This window comes from uncultured Sulfitobacter sp. (genome assembly GCF_947497275.1).
Lineage (GTDB): Bacteria > Pseudomonadota > Alphaproteobacteria > Rhodobacterales > Rhodobacteraceae > Sulfitobacter.
The window spans coordinates 197,935-214,520 of record NZ_CANMFS010000005.1 but is presented as its reverse complement, the minus strand read 5'-3'; the positions used below and the strand labels follow the sequence as shown (position 1 = coordinate 214,520).

At 61.2% G+C, this 16,586-nt stretch carries 19 protein-coding genes; 9 read left to right on the top strand and 10 right to left on the bottom strand.

Annotation, left to right across the window (positions count from 1 at the left end; genetic code table 11):
• Nucleotides 1–59 precede the first annotated feature (59 nt).
• The 4 genes from Q1A06_RS12600 to Q1A06_RS12585 all read right to left on the bottom strand — a co-directional run bounded on the left by Q1A06_RS12600 (nucleotide 60) and on the right by Q1A06_RS12585 (nucleotide 2,284).
• A complete protein-coding gene (locus Q1A06_RS12600; protein WP_299564268.1) occupies nucleotides 60–548 on the bottom strand; it encodes a calcium-binding protein in 489 nt (162 codons plus the stop codon).
• Nucleotides 491–973 (bottom strand): hypothetical protein, encoded by a 483-nt coding sequence (locus tag Q1A06_RS12595; protein WP_299563975.1) that lies wholly within the window; start codon nucleotides 971–973, stop codon nucleotides 491–493. The genes Q1A06_RS12600 and Q1A06_RS12595 overlap by 58 nt, the downstream gene beginning before the upstream one ends.
• Nucleotides 930–1,610 carry a BspA family leucine-rich repeat surface protein gene (locus tag Q1A06_RS12590; protein WP_299563972.1) on the bottom strand — a complete coding sequence of 227 codons (681 nt, stop codon included), beginning with the start codon at nucleotides 1,608–1,610 and terminating at the stop codon, nucleotides 930–932. The genes Q1A06_RS12595 and Q1A06_RS12590 overlap by 44 nt, the downstream gene beginning before the upstream one ends.
• Nucleotides 1,611–1,915: 305 nt before the next feature.
• On the bottom strand, nucleotides 1,916–2,284 hold the full coding sequence (locus Q1A06_RS12585; protein WP_299563970.1) for a hypothetical protein: 369 nt from the start codon (nucleotides 2,282–2,284) through the stop codon (nucleotides 1,916–1,918).
• Nucleotides 2,285–2,374: 90 nt separating this feature from the next.
• Between Q1A06_RS12585 and Q1A06_RS12580 the strand changes: the two genes are divergently transcribed.
• Together Q1A06_RS12580 and kdsA are read left to right on the top strand one after the other, a co-directional pair.
• The gene (locus Q1A06_RS12580; RefSeq protein ID WP_299563967.1) at nucleotides 2,375–3,493 is read left to right on the top strand and encodes a class I SAM-dependent RNA methyltransferase; all 1,119 of its coding nucleotides are present in this window, start codon (nucleotides 2,375–2,377) and stop codon (nucleotides 3,491–3,493) included.
• Between the two features lie 50 nt (nucleotides 3,494–3,543).
• Nucleotides 3,544–4,389, top strand: a complete 846-nt coding sequence (gene kdsA, locus Q1A06_RS12575) for a 3-deoxy-8-phosphooctulonate synthase (protein WP_299563965.1) — start codon at nucleotides 3,544–3,546, stop codon at nucleotides 4,387–4,389.
• A gap of 96 nt (nucleotides 4,390–4,485) precedes the next feature.
• On the opposite strand, the gene Q1A06_RS12570 is transcribed toward kdsA, so the two are convergent.
• The 3 genes from Q1A06_RS12570 to fabA form a co-directional block, all read right to left on the bottom strand.
• Nucleotides 4,486–5,277: an enoyl-ACP reductase gene (locus Q1A06_RS12570; protein ID WP_299563962.1), complete on the bottom strand. Its 792-nt coding sequence runs from the start codon at nucleotides 5,275–5,277 to the stop codon at nucleotides 4,486–4,488.
• A gap of 10 nt (nucleotides 5,278–5,287) precedes the next feature.
• Entirely contained in the window at nucleotides 5,288–6,517 is a 1,230-nt protein-coding gene (gene fabB, locus Q1A06_RS12565; protein WP_299563959.1) for a beta-ketoacyl-ACP synthase I, read from the bottom strand.
• 90 nt (nucleotides 6,518–6,607) lie between these two features.
• Complete coding sequence (fabA, locus tag Q1A06_RS12560; protein WP_299563956.1) at nucleotides 6,608–7,117, bottom strand: bifunctional 3-hydroxydecanoyl-ACP dehydratase/trans-2-decenoyl-ACP isomerase; 510 nt, start codon at nucleotides 7,115–7,117, stop codon at nucleotides 6,608–6,610.
• 218 nt (nucleotides 7,118–7,335) lie between these two features.
• On the opposite strand from fabA, the gene irrA reads away from it, so the two are divergent.
• Together irrA and Q1A06_RS12550 are read left to right on the top strand one after the other, a co-directional pair.
• Complete coding sequence (irrA, locus tag Q1A06_RS12555; RefSeq protein ID WP_299563953.1) at nucleotides 7,336–7,755, top strand: iron response transcriptional regulator IrrA; 420 nt, start codon at nucleotides 7,336–7,338, stop codon at nucleotides 7,753–7,755.
• Entirely contained in the window at nucleotides 7,755–8,552 is a 798-nt protein-coding gene (locus Q1A06_RS12550) for a phytanoyl-CoA dioxygenase family protein (protein WP_299563951.1), read from the top strand. The genes irrA and Q1A06_RS12550 overlap by 1 nt, the downstream gene beginning before the upstream one ends.
• A 425-nt stretch (nucleotides 8,553–8,977) precedes the next feature.
• On the opposite strand, the gene Q1A06_RS12545 is transcribed toward Q1A06_RS12550, so the two are convergent.
• The 3 genes from Q1A06_RS12545 to Q1A06_RS12535 all read right to left on the bottom strand — a co-directional run bounded on the left by Q1A06_RS12545 (nucleotide 8,978) and on the right by Q1A06_RS12535 (nucleotide 11,746).
• A complete protein-coding gene (locus Q1A06_RS12545; protein ID WP_299563948.1) occupies nucleotides 8,978–9,538 on the bottom strand; it encodes a cytochrome c in 561 nt (186 codons plus the stop codon).
• A 1-nt stretch (nucleotide 9,539) separates the two neighbouring features.
• Complete coding sequence (gene soxC / locus Q1A06_RS12540; protein WP_299563945.1) at nucleotides 9,540–10,787, bottom strand: sulfite dehydrogenase; 1,248 nt, start codon at nucleotides 10,785–10,787, stop codon at nucleotides 9,540–9,542.
• A 524-nt stretch (nucleotides 10,788–11,311) separates the two neighbouring features.
• A complete protein-coding gene (locus tag Q1A06_RS12535) occupies nucleotides 11,312–11,746 on the bottom strand; it encodes a peptidylprolyl isomerase (protein ID WP_299563942.1) in 435 nt (144 codons plus the stop codon).
• Nucleotides 11,747–11,933: 187 nt separating this feature from the next.
• Between Q1A06_RS12535 and Q1A06_RS12530 the strand changes: the two genes are divergently transcribed.
• Genes Q1A06_RS12530 through Q1A06_RS12510 form a run of 5 tightly spaced genes read left to right on the top strand, consistent with a single transcriptional unit; the run spans nucleotide 11,934 to nucleotide 16,581 of the window.
• Nucleotides 11,934–12,620: a haloacid dehalogenase type II gene (locus tag Q1A06_RS12530; RefSeq protein WP_299563939.1), complete on the top strand. Its 687-nt coding sequence runs from the start codon at nucleotides 11,934–11,936 to the stop codon at nucleotides 12,618–12,620.
• A complete protein-coding gene (locus Q1A06_RS12525; protein WP_299563936.1) occupies nucleotides 12,620–13,444 on the top strand; it encodes an alpha/beta hydrolase in 825 nt (274 codons plus the stop codon). Before Q1A06_RS12530 ends, Q1A06_RS12525 begins: the two co-directional genes overlap by 1 nt.
• Nucleotides 13,441–14,409, top strand: coding sequence for a threonine/serine dehydratase (locus Q1A06_RS12520; RefSeq protein WP_299563933.1), 969 nt, complete (start codon nucleotides 13,441–13,443; stop codon nucleotides 14,407–14,409). The genes Q1A06_RS12525 and Q1A06_RS12520 overlap by 4 nt, the downstream gene beginning before the upstream one ends.
• Before the next feature lie 22 nt (nucleotides 14,410–14,431).
• Complete coding sequence (gene pcaD, locus Q1A06_RS12515) at nucleotides 14,432–15,220, top strand: 3-oxoadipate enol-lactonase (protein WP_299563930.1); 789 nt, start codon at nucleotides 14,432–14,434, stop codon at nucleotides 15,218–15,220.
• Between the two features lie 29 nt (nucleotides 15,221–15,249).
• Nucleotides 15,250–16,581, top strand: a complete 1,332-nt coding sequence (locus Q1A06_RS12510; protein WP_299563927.1) for a lyase family protein — start codon at nucleotides 15,250–15,252, stop codon at nucleotides 16,579–16,581.
• Nucleotides 16,582–16,586: the final 5 nt, after the last annotated feature.

Below are 16,586 nucleotides of genomic sequence, written 5' to 3'. Positions count from 1 at the left end.
GGATTTCCCGGATAAATCTCAATTTTTTGCGGTGAAAAACATTTCTTCAGCGTTTTACCTCACGCGAGCACATCAAACGTTGCACCCTGAATCCACAGGTTAATCTCTGCCTGCTCCTGCCCATCCACCAGCGCCCAGAGGGTCTGGCCTGTGGGGCGATAGATGACAAACGCCTCCGCGATGCCAGCGGCACCGGCATTCTGCGTGTCCCCGAATTTGATCTGAAACTGATCGGCGCTTGCCGTTCCGCCGAATTGCAAGACATCCCCCTGCGCTGCTGAGTAGTCCTGAATCCAGTCAGAGCCATGCCCCGCAACACCGGTATGGAAAAACTGATCTGCGCCCAAGCCACCGTTTACGCGATCAGACCCGAACCCACCATTAATGAAATCATCACCGTAAACGCCAAAGATCAAGTCACTCAGCCCTGATCCCGTAATTACGTCAGCACCCTCCCCACCGTACAAAGAATCCGCGCCCTGCCCGCCGATCAATGTGTCCGACGCAGCATCACCGCGCAGCTCGTCGTTTCCGTGGCCGCCGTGTATGAAATCATTGCCATTACCGCCAAAAATGCGGTCTCCCCATCAATCTGCCCGCCGTACAGAAAGTCATCCTGCCCGCCGCCAATGATTATGTCACGACCAAGGCCCCCTTCGATTGTGTCTTCGCCCTGATCACCAGAGAGCACATCGTCAAAACCACTGCCAATGATGGTGTCATCGCCGACGAGCCCGCTGACGGTCACGCCTGAGGTATCTCTAGAACCGTCAAGGACATGATCTCCATCGGCACCCTCAAGATAGTACGTTGCACCGGAGATCTGCCAATTGTAGTCATTTTCGAGCGTTTCGAGGGCCCAGATATCTGAATACACGAGCCCCACTGCGCCTAGATAAATACCAGTAGGGATTTGGGCCTCTCCAACGTCAAGTGCGGACCACCCAGCAAGAGTAGCATCGAAGTTTTCCAATGCTCATATTGGTACCGCTCAGCATGCCGCTTGCTGATGTCAGTGAAGAAACGTCCTGATTCCCAAGGCTCTGATCAAAGGAAGTGGCTCCTACGAGGAAATCCATCATCGTCGTAACGTTGCTGGTATTCCACGCTCCAATGTCTTGATTAAAGGCAGAAGCGTTTCTGACCGTGCTTCTCAAATCCGTCACACTCTCGGTATTCCAATCTCCAACGTCTTGATCGAAGGAGGTGGCCCCCAGAAAAGTGCCTGCTAGAAACCTAACGCTACTGGTATCCCAACCTCCGATGTTCTGATCAAAGGAAACAGCGTTTTGAAACGTGGCCCCGAAGTTAGTTACATTGCTTGTATCCCACCCTCCAATGTCTTGATTGAACTGATCCGCTTCAAGAAACATACCTGTCATGCTGGTGACACTACCGGTATCCCAACCGCCAATATCCCGATTGAACGGATTGGCAGCGAGGCCGCCGACATACCCGGCAAAAGTATAGTTCATCAATGTTACCGAGCTTGTATCCCAATCCTCGATATCGGCTGGGATCTCAGGAAACAGCGTTGGGAAATCAAACTCAGGTCGGAAGTGTTCCGTCAGATCATTACTTGGCGCCGGCATCATGTAGCCTTTTAACATGTACGATCATTACAATGGTACATGTAAGCAGAAGTTTCTCAGTAACGGAATAACCTGTTCTTCCTAGAAGAGATAGGATGGTAAGGGCCACACATTTTCTCAAAACCAATCTGGCTATTCGTCTGCACGGCATTCGCGTTTGCGGCAAAGCCCTACGAAAAATGCCAACCTTTTTTGCACTTTGCCCAAACTCGACGACCTATAACAAATCGATTTCGAAACCTGCGGACGAAATCGCCCAATTCATCGCAATAAGATGGGCAGGTATCACGCCGAGTACCAACGCCAGTCCGCCGCGCCCTGCCCTAGTCCAACGCGGGGCGATTGATCTTCACCCGGCTCTGCGGCAAACGCGCCACCACGAGTGTGCTGAAATCTGGCTGCGCATTCAAACCGAGCTGGTCAGGCACCTCGTCCTCCCCGCTTCCCGCGACATATCCCAGATCTGCAATCGCCTGCGCTTGCGGATCCGCAACGTCTTGCTGTGTATCTGTCCCGATCGCCTTGAGTGCGATATCGGCGACGACCGCCTGTAGCTGGGGATCGCTGCGCAGGACCGCGGCAAAGCCAATCATCAGACCAAAGCCGATGATCCGACCTGCGAGCCGTGCCTTGCGCGCACGACTGCGGCGGCTGATCAGCCGTTCCTCACGGTAAATCTGGGCAAACTTCATGCGCGTCCCTTACGCTGCAAACACGGCCAAATTTAGACGACACGTCACTATTGGGATGCGGCGGATGTCCGCAAACAGTATGCCGATGTCATGACCCAAACCCAAACTTTCGAAATCTTCCTCGCCACCGTCCCCGGCCTTGAGGCAACTCTATGCGAAGAAGCGCTCGAGCTTGGCTTTGCCGGTGCCGCCCCGGTTCCCGGCGGCGTGGTCTTGACCGGCGGCTGGCAGGACGTTTGGCGCGCAAACCTCGCGTTGCGTGGCGCCACGCGCGTGCTGGCAAGGATCGGCGGCTTTATGGCATTCCATCTGGCCCAACTCGACAAGCGAAGCCGCAAGTTTCCGTGGGGCAACCTGCTGCGCCCCGATGTGCCGTTGCGGGTACAGGTCACTACCAAAGCATCAAGGATCTATCACGCGGGGGCGGCCACCCAGCGGATCGAAAAGGCGCTGGTCGAAAGTCACGGCATGACGCTGGACCCAACTGCTGCGCTCGTCCTAAAAGCCCGCATCGACGACAATCAAGTGGTGTTCAGCATCGACACCTCCGGCGAAAGCCTTCACAAACGCGGCCACAAGGAAGCGGTCGGCAAGGCACCGATGCGCGAAACGCTGGCCTCCCTGATGCTGCGGGCTGCGGGCTATAACGGGCACGAACCCGTGGTCGATCCGATGTGCGGATCCGGCACCTTCATCATCGAAGCGGCGGAAATCGCCGCTGGGCTTTTGCCCGGTCGCAACCGCTCCTTCGCGTTCGAGAAACTCGCAAATTACGACGCCGACACCTTCGCGGCCCTGAAGGCACAAATGGCCGGCCCCAGATGCCCGGCACACCGGTTTTATGGATCTGACCGCGACGCCGGCGCCATCCGAATGGCCGCCGCCAACGCCGACCGGGCCGGCGTCGACGCCTTCACGCAGTTCACCTGTCACGCGGCCGGAGAACTCACGCCGCCCAAAGGTCCGCCTGGCCTGGTCATCGTAAACCCACCCTACGGCGCGCGCATCGGCAACAAGAAACTGCTCTATCCGCTCTACGGGACCCTCGGGCAGACCCTGCTCACCCGGTTCAGGGGCTGGCGCGTCGGCCTTGTAACAAGCGAACCCGGCCTCGCGAAGGCGACAGGCCTGCCCTGGAAACCGCAGGGCTCCGCCATTGCCCACGGCGGCACCAAGGTATGGTTCTGGCAAACACCGCCTTTGCGGTAGAAACCCGCTCCACCCCCAGCTAAATAGGTCGCAGCGCAAAGGAGCCCGAAATGACCGATGTATCCGTCGCCGACCTCACGATAGGCAACGCCCGCCCGATGACACTGATCGGCGGCATGAACGTGCTGGAATCACGCGATCTGGCACTGCAGGTCGCGGAGGAATACGTGAAGGTCTGCGAAAAACTCGGCATTCCTTACATTTTCAAAGCCTCCTTCGACAAGGCCAACCGCTCCTCAATCCAATCCTACCGCGGTCCCGGACTGGACGAAGGCCTGATGATATTCGACGAGATCAAACGCACATTCGACGTTCCGGTTCTCACAGACATCCACACCGAGGCCCAATGCGCTCCGGTGGCCGAAGTTTGCGACATCCTCCAGGTGCCTGCCTTCCTCGCTCGACAAACCGATCTCATCGCCGCCGTGGCCGCGACCGGCGCCGTGGTCAACGTGAAAAAACCGCAATTTATCAGTCCTCCCCAGATGAAGAACATCGTCGACAAACTGCGCGAATGCGGCAACGACAGGATCCTGCTATGCGAACGCGGCGCATGTTTTGGCTACGACAATCTCGTCGTCGACATGCTGGGCCTGCGCACCATGCGCGACGTCTCGGATGACGCACCGATCATCTTCGACGTCACCCACGCCCTGCAAATGCGCGATCCCGGCGGCGCGGCGTCAGGAGGCCGCCGCGCCCAGGTTGCGGAACTGGGCCGCGCCGGCCTCGGCGTCGGCATCGCCGGTCTCTTCCTCGAGGCCCATCCAGATCCGGATCAGGCCCTCTGCGACGGTCCCAGCGCCCTGCCGCTCGACAAACTCGCACCATTCCTCGCCCAGATGAAAGCCGTCGACGACGTCGTCAAATCCCTGCCCCAACTCGACATCCGCTAAGCAATTTTCTTTTGGCCGCAAATATCCCGGGGAGTCCGTGGCCAAAGGCCGCGGACGGGGCAGAGCCCCCCTGACCGCCCGAACCATACAAAAAGGCTAGAGGTTTTCCGCCTGCGGCATCCCCAGGATATGATAGCCGCCATCAACGTGTATGATCTCGCCCGTGGTGCAGGCCCCGGCGTCCGATGCCAGATACACGGCCGTCCCGCCGACCGCCTCCAGCGTCGCGTTGGCTCGCATGGGCGCGTTCTGGTCGGTGTGCTTGTAGGTCTTGCGCGCCCCGCCGATCGCCGCCCCGGCGAGCGTCTTCATCGGACCCGGGGAAATCGCGTTCACCCGGATGCCTTCCGGGCCCAGATCGTTCGCAAGATACCGTGTGGTACTTTCCAGTGCCGCCTTGGCTACGCCCATCACATTGTAATTGGGTACCACCTTGTTCGAGCCCTGATAGGTGAGCGTCATCAGCGTTCCGCCCTGTTCGACCATCATGGGATGCGCCCGCCGGGCGACCTCGATGAAACTATAGGCCGAAATATCCAGCGAGTGCTTGAAGTTCGCCCGCGATGTATCGAGAAAACGCCCCGTCAGTTCCGATTTGTCGGAAAACGCAATCGCATGCACCACGAAATCAATCGTCGGCCAGCGCGCGCCCAGTTGCTCGAACGCGGCATCGAGCGACGCGTCGTCGGTCACATCGACATCGACCATGAAATCCGACCCGACGCTTTGCGCCAGCGGTTTCAGGCGGGTGCCGAACGCCTCTCCCTGATAGGTAAAGGCCAGCTCCGCCCCGGCGCCAGCCATCGCGCGCGCAATGCCCCACGCGATCGAGCGTTCATTGGCGACACCCATGATCAGGCCGCGCTTTCCGTCCAGCAATCCCGCCATCTACCCGATCCTACTGCTTGAATTTCGAAAGGATCATCGACCCATTCGTGCCACCGAACCCGAAAGAGTTCGTCATAACGGAATCGAGCGCCGCTCCGTCGACGCGCGTTGTCGCGATCTCCTCGGGGTCAAGCCGGTCATCCAGCGTCCCCACATTGATCGACGGCGCGATGAAGTCGTCGCGCAGCATCAGAAGGCAGAAGATCGCCTCCAGCGCGCCGGCAGCCCCTTGGGCGTGGCCCGTCATCGACTTGGTCGAGCTGACCGGCGGTGTGCTGCCCTTCCCGAACACCCGGCGCACGGCCTCGATCTCGCCGACGTCGCCCACCGGCGTCGACGTGCCGTGCGCGTTGATATAGCTCACGCTGCGGCCTTCCGGCAGCGTCTGCAAAGCAAGGCGCATCGCGCGCTCGCCGCCCTCGCCGGATGGCGCCACCATGTCGTGCCCGTCCGATGTCGCGGCGTATCCGGTCACTTCGGCATAGATCTTCGCACCGCGCGCCAGCGCATGTTCGAGATCCTCCAGCACGACCATCCCGCCGCCGCCCGAGATCACGAAACCATCGCGATCCTGATCGAACGCGCGCGAGGCCTGCGCAGGCGTGTCGTTGTACTTGCTGCTCATCGCCCCCATCGCATCAAACAGGCACGACAGCGTCCAGTCCAGTTCCTCGCCACCGCCCGCGAACATCACGTCCTGCTTGCCCATCATGATCTGCTCCGCCGCGTTGCCGATGCAATGCAGCGATGTCGAACAGGCCGAGGTGATGGAATAGTTGATGCCCTTGATCTTGTAGGCGGTTGACAGGTTCGCGCTCACGGTCGAGGACATGCATTTTGGCACCGCAAAGGGGCCGATCCGCTTGGTCGCACCCGTTTCGCGCACCACGTTGTGCGCGGTGAGCATGGCTGATGTCGACGGCCCGCCAGACCCCGCGACCAGACCCGTGCGCGGGTTCGATACCGTCGCGTCATCCAACCCCGCATCGGCAATCGCCTGTTCCATCGCGATATAGGCATAGGCGGCACCCGGCCCCATGAAGCGAAAGGTCCGCTTGTCGATATGCTCGGACGGATCAATCTTGAGCGTCCCGGCGACGCGGCTGCGAAACCCGTGCTCCGCCATTTCCGGCGAGGCTTCGATGCCGCTGGTGCCGGATTTGAGCGCGGTTGTGACCTCTTCGGCGTTGTTCCCGATGGATGAGACGATGCCAAGTCCCGTGACGACGACGCGGCGCATGCGCAGCACTCCTTTGATACCTTCGATCCTGTTTAGGACAGCAAAACGGTTCGGCGCAACCAAATAGGGTACACCGGCCCGCGCCCCGGATCAGCTTTCGCTGAGCGCGACCTTCATGTCTTTGACCTGATAAATCACGTCGCCATCCGCCTCGACGATGCCGTCCGCCACGCCCATCGTCAGCCGCCGCGTCTGGATCGCCTTGGTAAAGTCGATCTTGTAGGTCAGCATCTTGCGGTCGGGGCGGACCATGCCGGTCAGCTTGACCTCGCCCACGCCCAGCGCATAGCCGCGCCCCTGCCAGCCGCGCCAGCCAAGGTTGAAACCGGTCAGCTGCCACAGCCCGTCCAGACCCAGACAGCCGGGCATGATGGGATTGCCGGGGAAGTGGCAATCGAAAAACCACAGGTCGGGCGTGATGTCGAACTCGGCCACGATGTGGCCCTTGCCATGTGCTCCGCCGTCGCCGGACACGTCCGTGATCCGGTCCATCATCAGCATCGGCGGCGCGGGCAACTGCGCATTTCCCGGCCCGAAAAGCTCTCCGCGGGCGCATTTCAACAGATCGTCTTTATCGAAGCTTGTGGGAAAGTCTGCCATGGGTCGCGGTCCTTGTCTGGAAAGCTGAAATTTCTGTCCCAACGCTCCTACCACCCCGATCTGCGTCGCTGCAAGGGTTGCGAACCGGCTCCTGTCTGCGCTGCGCAAAGGACACGGTCGCCCGGTGCGTGATCCCCATCGCGGGCCGGAATCAGGTTTTCGTTTGAAAACCGCGCTCGCAGCCTCCATATTGCACAGGATGCTGAACGAGGTCGATCATGCTGGACACTGAGCTCGAAACCGGAACGAAATGGCTTGCCGACGCCGGGCTGCGCCCCACCCGGCAGCGGCTTACCCTCGCGGCCCTGCTGGTCGGCGACGGGCAGCACCGCCATGTCACCGCCGAAAGCCTGTTCGACGCCGCCAAGGACAACGGCGGCACCGTATCTCTGGCGACGGTCTACAATACCCTGCGCGCCTTTTGCGACGCGGGCCTTTTGCAAGAAGTCACCGTCGACGGCTCGCGCAGCTACTTCGACACCAACACCCATGACCATCCCCATTTTTTCTGGGAGGATGAGGCGCGCCTTACGGATGCACCGCTGGACCAACTGGTGATCTCGCAACTCCCCGACGTGCCGCCGGGCGCGGAAATCGCCTCTGTCGACGTTGTGATCCGCCTGCGCAAGAAACGCTGATGGCCCACCCGCTTGTGACTGATGAGGCCATCGCGCAATTCCGGCGCGACGGCGTCACACTCGTGCGCGGCCTTTTCGCAGATCATGTCGGCGCGCTCCGGGCCGGCGTGGCGCGCAATATGGATGCGCCGGGCCCCTACGCCTCCGACAACGACAAGGCGGGCGAGACCGGGCGTTTCTTCGACGACTACTGCAACTGGCAGCGCATCCCCGAATTCAACACGGTCATACACTCCTCTCCCGCAGCGCAGGTCGCCGCCGATCTGATGGGTTCGCTGCGTGTCCAACTGTTCCACGATCATGTGCTGGTGAAAGAGCCGGGCACCTCCATGGCGACACCCTGGCACCAGGACGGCCCCTATTACTTCGTGGAAGGCCGTCAGACCGTCAGTTTCTGGTCGCCCCTCGATCCTGTGACCGATGCGACGCTGCGCTGTGTCGCCGGATCGCACCTGTGGGAAAAACCTGTGCTGCCGACCCGCTGGGTAAAGGGCGACGCGTTCTTCGACCCCGCCCCCTACATGCCGGTCCCCGACCCCGATGCCGAAGGCATGGACATACGCGAATGGGACATGACACCGGGCGATGCGGTGGCGTTCAATTTCGGCATTTTGCACGGCGCGCGCGGGAACACTTCGCGTGACAGGCGCCGCGCATTCTCGCTGCGGCTGGTCGGCGACGATGCGCTCTATACCCAACGCCCCGGTCCGACATCGCCACCATTTCCCGATCACGGCATGGTAACGGGCGACCGCCTGCGCGAAGACTGGTTTCCCGTCCTGCTTGACCGGACATGACATAAGGACGTCCCCTGAGGGACCAGCCCTGAGCAGTAAACCGTGCAAACGCCGACAGCTTTTCGGCCTTGGAAAGGGGTTTGTGCCAGCGACAATCGGAATTTTTTATGCATGTGCCGGAAAGAACCGGCCGGTCGGCCAAGACCCGTTTTAGATCACAGGCTTTCCGGCGCAGATCGTTGCCCTCATCCGCAGCTGCGGGGCGAATTGCGTTGCCTGCCAACCGCCGTTTCTTAACCCCAATAATTTCCCCGGACCACACGGTTATCGGCCTGTGCGGTCCAGAGAATCTGCGGGGTGATCAAGGTGCAGCGCCACGGATTCGGACGGCAACGCCGACGTGACATCTGGCATTCCTGCCAAACCTGGCCGTCCCGTCGGGTGAAGACAGTGTTTACTTCAGCACTACCGTTACAAAGCCTAAATCAGTCTGCGTCAGCCTGATTGGCAGGCCATATATCACTGTGAAATCCGTCAGCGTTGGGCATCCGGACCGCGGCAAGCGAGCCCGCATCAAGCGTCGCGTCATCCGGCAGAATATCATTCACATGCAACAGATAAGCGGTCACAGCATAGACTTCGTCAGGGGCGAGGGACTGAGGGCTCTCGAATGGCATGGCGCGATTTACATAGTCATAGATTGTAGTCGCGTGAGGCCAATAACTGCCAATGGTCCTGACCGGTTTGTCGGTGTCCAGGGAACCCTGCCCACCGGCAAGTGCGGGATACCCTTTAACTGGCTCTGTAGGGTCCTCCCCGTGACAATGCGCACACTGATAGGCATAAATCTCTGTGCCCTCGGCAACCGTACCGCTGCCTTCAGGCAGGCCGGTACCGTCAGGATGGATATCAATATCCCAGCCAGCAATTTGTTCCTGTGTTGCGGATGAGCCAATGTCGAAACGCCCGTCGGCATCCTGAGCCATTGCAGGGGCGACCGTCAGAGCCAAGAGAGCTGTTGTCGCAGCCACCATGGTCATTGTCATATTATGCGTTTGCATTTGTCACCTCTGCATTCTCTGCCACTTTCCAACCCTGAATACCGTTATAATGGTAGAGAGCGTTGCGCCCCACCTCGTCAATCAGCCTTTCGCGGGCTGGTTGGACGTCCCCGTGCTCGTCGGTCGCGCGGCTCTGAACCTCGAACGGCTGGCCAGTCCACGTGAAGGGCAAACGGAACCTCGTCAAACATTTCGAGATAATCGGCTCCTGCAATTGTGCCTCTTGCCAGGTTGAGCCACCATCAACCGAAACTTCGACCTTGGCGACCTTGCCGTTGCCTGACCATGCAAGGCCGGAAATCTCGTAGAAACCTTTTTCGGTGAAAGACTTCTCGAAGTTGGGGAAAGTCACGACTGACTTGATCGGCATGTTGAAGGTGAACTGCCTCGCTGTCCCATCGGGAAGAAGGTCTGTGTACTTGGAAGTCTCCTCGCGGGTCTGCCAGGGTTGTTCACCAATCTCGATTCTGCGCAGCCATTTGATATTCGAATTCCCCTCAAAGCCGGGCAGGAACAAGCGAACAGGATAACCCTGCTCGGGGCGAAGCGCCTCGCCGTTCTGCGCGTAGACGATAATCGCGTCGTCCAGCGCCTTTTCGATTGGAATGCTGCGCGTCATAGCCGCAGCATCAGCGCCTTCAGCCAGCAACCATTTACTCTCTGGCTTAATGCCAACCTCGTCAAGAAGAGTAGAAAGACGCACACCGGTCCATTCGCAACAGCTGAGCAAGCCGTGCGACATCTGTACCGACAGGCGCGAACTCTTCTCACTGAATTCTGTACTCGAATTACCTGAACACTCCAGAAAGTGCAGTTCGGAAACCGAAGGGAAGCGCATTAGATCTTCCATCGTGAAGATCAGAGGCCGATCGACAAGTCCATGAATGATCAGCCGGTGTTCATCAGGGTTGATCTCGGGAACTCCGCCGTGGTGACGCTCGAAAGTCAGCCCGTTGGGAGTGATGATACCGTGCAGGCGATGGATCGGTGTCCAGCTGGCAACAGCTGTGTCCGTGACAAATCCGGCTATGGAGCGGCGAACTACATCAGCTTCATGCGGCGACGGTGTACCGTAAGCGGGATTCAGGTAAGGCTGTCCCTGATACTGCATCCATTCAGGCACATGAGGCGGCAAGTTTCCACCTGATGATTGCGCTTTCACCGTTCCCCCGATGCCACCCGCAGCCATTGCCGCGCCGCCGGTTCGGATTAGTGTCCTTCGATTGATCCTCATGCTGGCTCCTCCCTAACTTTCATAAAGTTACATCTCATTTGTATACCAAATATTCATCATTATTGTAAACAAAATCTGCGTCATTCTTGTAGACTAGCGCGCACAACTCGGGAATAAGCTAATTTTCCCTGAAAAACACCGGACAAAAGCAAACTCCGCTAAATCAATGCGCGGGAAATAACGCAGACAAACTACCGGGCAACACGCCACCTCCGGCAATCCTGAAATCGGCGAAGGCGCTTAAGAGTTGCGACCGAATCTGCAATATTTTTTTGCGGATCGCCTCAAAGCGATCGTATATTCAACGGCTCACCGAACCGGACGCGCGCGTGTCTGCAGCGATAGCGCACCTCGTCCGCATAGCGGACATCTAGAACAGGTGGCTCGCAACGCTCTCTTCGTGGACCGTTGATTGAACAACAGCTCGCAGATACACCGGGTTTTGCCGAACTCTGCACTTAATAATGCAAAAGGCTGGCCCCGAGGCCAGCCTTTCACGTCTCAGTTCACTGCGCTGATGTGGATCAGGCGGCGTCGATCTTGACCAGTTCGATATCGAACTTCAGATCCTTGCCCGCGAGCGGATGGTTCGCGTCGAGCGTTACGGTTGCGTCGTCCGCTTCGATCACCGTCACTGGCATCGCCTGCCCGTCGGGTGTCTGCATCTGCAACTGCGTACCCGGCTCAAGCGGGATGTCCGCCGGGATGCCCTCGCGGGGTACGGCCTGACGCATTTCGGGGTTCGGCTGACCGTATGCGTCATCCGCGCCGATCGTGACTTCCTTTTTCTCGCCCACGGTCATGCCGGGGATCGCAGTATCGAGGCCCGGAATGATCTGGCCGGAGCCGACGACGAACTGCAAGGGGTCGCGCCCCTCCGAGCTGTCGAAAGTGGTGCCATCCAGCAGGGTGCCGGTATAGTGCAGATGTACGGTGTCGCCAGCCTTGACTTCGGCCATAGGGAATCTCCAATATTGTCGGGAAAAGAAGGGGGGAGGCCGCGTATCTGCGCGGGTGCTCCGAAAGACGGGTGCACCCTTTCAACTCCTGCGCCCGAGGACAACCCCCATTTCGCCCCTTTTCGCGCGGCCTGCCCCGTGCCACTCTGCGGCCAGACCTATGAAATTCCCGCCGGAGCCTGCGCCTATGCCCATCACCACCTGTATCTTCGACGCCTACGGTACACTTTTCGATGTGTCCGCCGCCGCCCGCCAGGCCGCGTCCGAGCCCGATTACGCCGCCATCGCCGACGACTGGCCCGCGCTGGCCGAGCACTGGCGGAACAAACAACTCAGCTACAGCTGGCTGCGCGCGGTCGCGCACGCACACTGCGATTTCTGGCAGGTCACACAAGAGGCGCTCGATTGGGCGCTGGAGAAAACCGGCCACGCGGGCGACACCGCCCTGCGCGAGCGGCTGTTGCAGCTTTATTGGGAACTGGGCGCCTACCCGGAGGTGCCCGACATGCTGGCCACCCTGAAAGCTGCCGGGCTGAACACCGCGATCCTGTCCAACGGATCGCCCGCGATGCTGCGCGGCGCGGTAGACAGCGCCGGCATCGACGGCGTACTCGACGCGCTGCTGTCGGTCGAAAGCGTCGGCATCTTCAAGCCTGACGCCCGGGTCTACGATCTGGTCGGCGGGGCGTTCAATTGCGCCAACGACGAGGTGCTGTTCGTCTCCTCCAACGGTTGGGACGCCGCCGCCGCGACCGGCTATGGCTTTACCACTGCTTGGGTCAACCGGGCCGACGATCCGATGGACCGTCTGCCGTGGACCCCGGCGCACACTCTTTCCGATCTGACGGGCGTCCCTGCCCTGGCAGGTGTGTGATGGCGCATTTCACCAGCTCCGACGGCCTGTCGATCTATTACGAAGATACCGGCGCGGGATTGCCGATCCTGTGCCTCGCGGGGCTGACCCGCACCTCGGCGGATTTCGACTATGTGACCCCGCACCTGTCGGACCACCGCCTGATCAAGATGGATTATCGCGGGCGCGGGCAGTCTGATTTCGACCCCGACTGGAAGAATTACATTCTGCCGGTCGAATGCCGCGATGTGATCGAACTGCTCGATCACCTGGGCCTCGACAAGGTGGCGATCCTTGGCACGTCGCGCGGCGGTCTGAACGCGATGGGTCTCGCAAGGGGCGCCAGCGACCGGCTGCTCGGTGTGGCGCTCAACGACGTGGGCCCGGTAATCGAACCCTCGGGCATGGCGCTCATATCGGATTACATCGGCCGCGCCCCTTCCGAGAAAACCCACGAAGAGGCCGCCGCGGCGATGGAGCGCGCCTTCACCGAATTCAGCCATGTGCCCGAGGGCCGTTGGCTGGAAGAGGCCAAACATCACTACAGACAGGATGCAGACGGCCTCCACCTCGTCTATGACCCGCATCTGCGCGACGCTGTTCTCGCGGCGGGCGACAAGATGACGCCGGATCTGTGGCCCTTTTTCGACGCACTACAGGGGCTGCCGCTGGCGTTGATCTGGGGGCTGAATTCCTCCCTGCTGAGTGCGGAAACAGTAGCCGAGATGCAAAGCCGCCGCCCCGACATGATCGTGGGCCGCGTGCCCCATCGCGGCCACATCCCTTTCCTCGACGAGGACGAGGCCGTCGCCGCGCTACACGCCTGGGTGAAAGCGATGCAATGAACATCGACATGATCCGTGCCGCCGCGCACCGCATCGAGGGCCACGCGCTGCGCACGCCGCTCTTGCGTTCGCCGTTTCTGGACGAGATCGCGGGCCGGCGGCTATGGGTCAAGCCTGAATGCCTGCAACACACCGGCAGCTTCAAGTTTCGCGGCGCCTACGCGGCGCTCAGCGCGCTCGACCCCGATCTGCGCGCGCGGGGCGTTATCGCGTTTTCCTCCGGCAACCATGCGCAGGGCGTTGCCTACGCAGCGCGCTTGCACGGTACGTCTGCGGTGATCGTCATGCCCTCGGATGCGCCTGCGCTCAAGATGGAAAACACCCGCGCATTTGGCGGCGAAGTCGTGCTTTATGACCGCGACACCGAAAGCCGCGAGGGCATCGGCGCGCGGATCGCCGTCGAGCGCGGCCTGACCCTGATCAAGCCCTTCGACGAGCCGGAGGTCATCGCGGGCCAAGGCACCACCGGTCTTGAAATTGCGCAGGACGCCGCCCTGCACGGCATCACATCGGCGGACGTAATCGTATGCTGCGGCGGCGGCGGGCTGACGTCCGGCATCGCACTGGCGCTTGAGGCGGATGCGCCCGAATTGCGCGTGCGCCCCGCCGAGCCCGAAGGCTTTGACGATGTTGCCCGCTCTCTCTCGACCGCCACCCGCCAGCGCAACACCGCGACCTCCGGCAGCATCTGCGACGCAATCGTCACGCCGCAACCGGGCGATCTGACCTGGCCCATCCTTCAGCGTCTGTGCGGTCCGGGACTGGTGATCACAGAAGACGAGGCGCTGTCAGCGATGGCACAGGCGTGGAACCGGCTCAAGATCGTTGCGGAACCGGGCGGGGCCGCAGCCCTTGCCGCAGCCCTCTACCGGTGCGACGACATTGCAGGTGACGATGTGATTGTTACCGTTTCGGGCGGCAACGTGGATCCCGCCATGTTCTCCCGCGCACTGGAAAAGCTCTAACCCGCAAGAAAGGCCAATGATCATGCAGATTTTCGACACCGGAGACGTTCGGATTCATTACCGCGTAGACGGCCCGGAGGATGGCGCGCCGGTGGTCTTCGCCAATTCGCTTGGCACCGATTTGCGCCTGTGGGACCCCATCCTGCCTTTGCTGCCCGAAGGCCTGCGCATCATCCGCTGGGACAAACGCGGTCACGGCCTGTCCTCGATCCCGCCCGCACCTTATTCGATGGGTTCGCTCGTCACAGATTGCGAACGCTTGCTCGATCATCTTGACGTTAAGGAATGTGTATTCGTCGGCCTCAGCATCGGCGGCATGATCGCGCAGGGGCTCGCCGTTAAACGGCTTGATCTGATCCGCGCGGTGGTGCTGAGCAATACCGCCGCCAAGATCGGCAACCCCGAGATGTGGGCCGAACGCATTGACACCGTCGAGAAGAACGGCGTCGAAAGCCTCGCCGATGCCGTGATGGAGCGGTGGTTCGCCGCCGAGTTCCGCGCCAAGCCCGAAATGGAGCTGTGGCGCAACATGCTGGTGCAGCAGGCCGACGAGGGCTATGCGGGATGCTGCGCCGCAATTTCGAACACTGATTTTTTCACCCCCACCAGCGGTCTGCGCCTGCCCTGCCTCGGCATCGCGGGATCCGAGGATGGCTCGACGCCGCCCGATCTGGTGCGCGAGACGACGGACCTCATCCCCGGATCGAAATTGCACGTGATCCGTCGCACGGGTCATCTTCCCTGCGTAGAGCAGCCCGAGGAATACGCCCGCGTGCTGACCGAATTTCTCAAGGGTGTCGGCCATGTCTGAAGCGGCGCGCGTCCGGTCGGAGCGCTGACATGGCGGCAAGCGTTTTCGACAGCCCCCTGCACGCCCGCCTGTTTCCCGTCGGCAACGCGGGCCGTCTGTTCACCGACAGCGCCGCCGTGCGCGCGATGTTGCTGGTCGAAGGCGCGCTGGCCAAGGCGCAGGGCGCGCAGGGCATCATCCCCGAGCTCAGCGCCGCCGCGATCCACCGCGCCAGCCTCGAGATCGCCATTGATCCAGGCGCGATTGCCGCCGCCACGGGGGAAAACGGGGTGAGCGTGCCGGGTCTCGTTGCGGCCTTCCGCACCGAGATGAACGCGCCGGAGCACGCGCAATTCGTCCATTGGGGCGCCACCAGCCAGGACATCATCGACACCGGCCTGATGCTGCGCCTGCGCCAGCTTCTGATGCTGGCCGAGGCCGATCTGCACGACATTCTTGCGCATCTCGCGACCCAGGCCGAAACCCATGCCGAAACCCCGATGGCCGCGCGCACCTGGGGCCAACACGCCACGCCGACAAGCTGGGGCGCGGTGGTGGCCGACTGGGGCCATGCCCTGTGCGATCTGCGCGACGCACTGCCCGCGTTGCGCGATGTCTCGCTTCTGGTCTCGCTGTCCGGTGCCGCCGGCACATCTTCGGCGCTGGGACCGGATGCCGCGGCCACCCGTGCCGCGATGGCCGAAGCGCTCGGGCTTGGCGATCCGGGGCGCAGCTGGCATGTGGACCGCGGACCGATCCTGCGCATCGCCGATTGGCTTGTGCAGGTAACGGATGTATTCGCGCGCATGGGTGCGACGCTGACGGCGCTGGCCGCGACCGATCTGGCCGAGATCGGCCTTGGTGCCACCGGCGCATCCTCCACCATGCCGCAAAAGCAAAACCCTGTGACCGCAGGTGTCTTGCAGGCTCTGGGGCATCAGGCGACCGGTCTGCGCGCAGCACTTGGCCCCGCCGGACGGCACATGCACCAACGCGACGGAGCGGCATGGTTCACCGAATGGATGGTCCTGCCACAGCTATGCCTCGGTGCGGCCTGTGCCTTGCAACACGCGGGAAAGATCGTCGCCACGTTGCAACCCGACGTGGACCGCATGCGCGCCAATGTAGATAGAACCCAAGGTCTGATCCACGCCGAGGCGCTCAGCTTTGCACTCGCGCGCAACCTGCCCCGGCCAGAGGCACAGAAGCGCACGAAATCGCTGTGCGCCTCGGCGCGAGACAGCGGCACACCCCTTGAAACGCTTGCCCGCAGCGCCCATCCGGATCTGCCCGACGATCTTTTCTCCGCCGCGCACAGCTTGGGCGATGCCCCTGCACAGGCCCGCGCCTTCGCCGCCCGTGCCCGCACCCGCGCAGCATGAGCCGC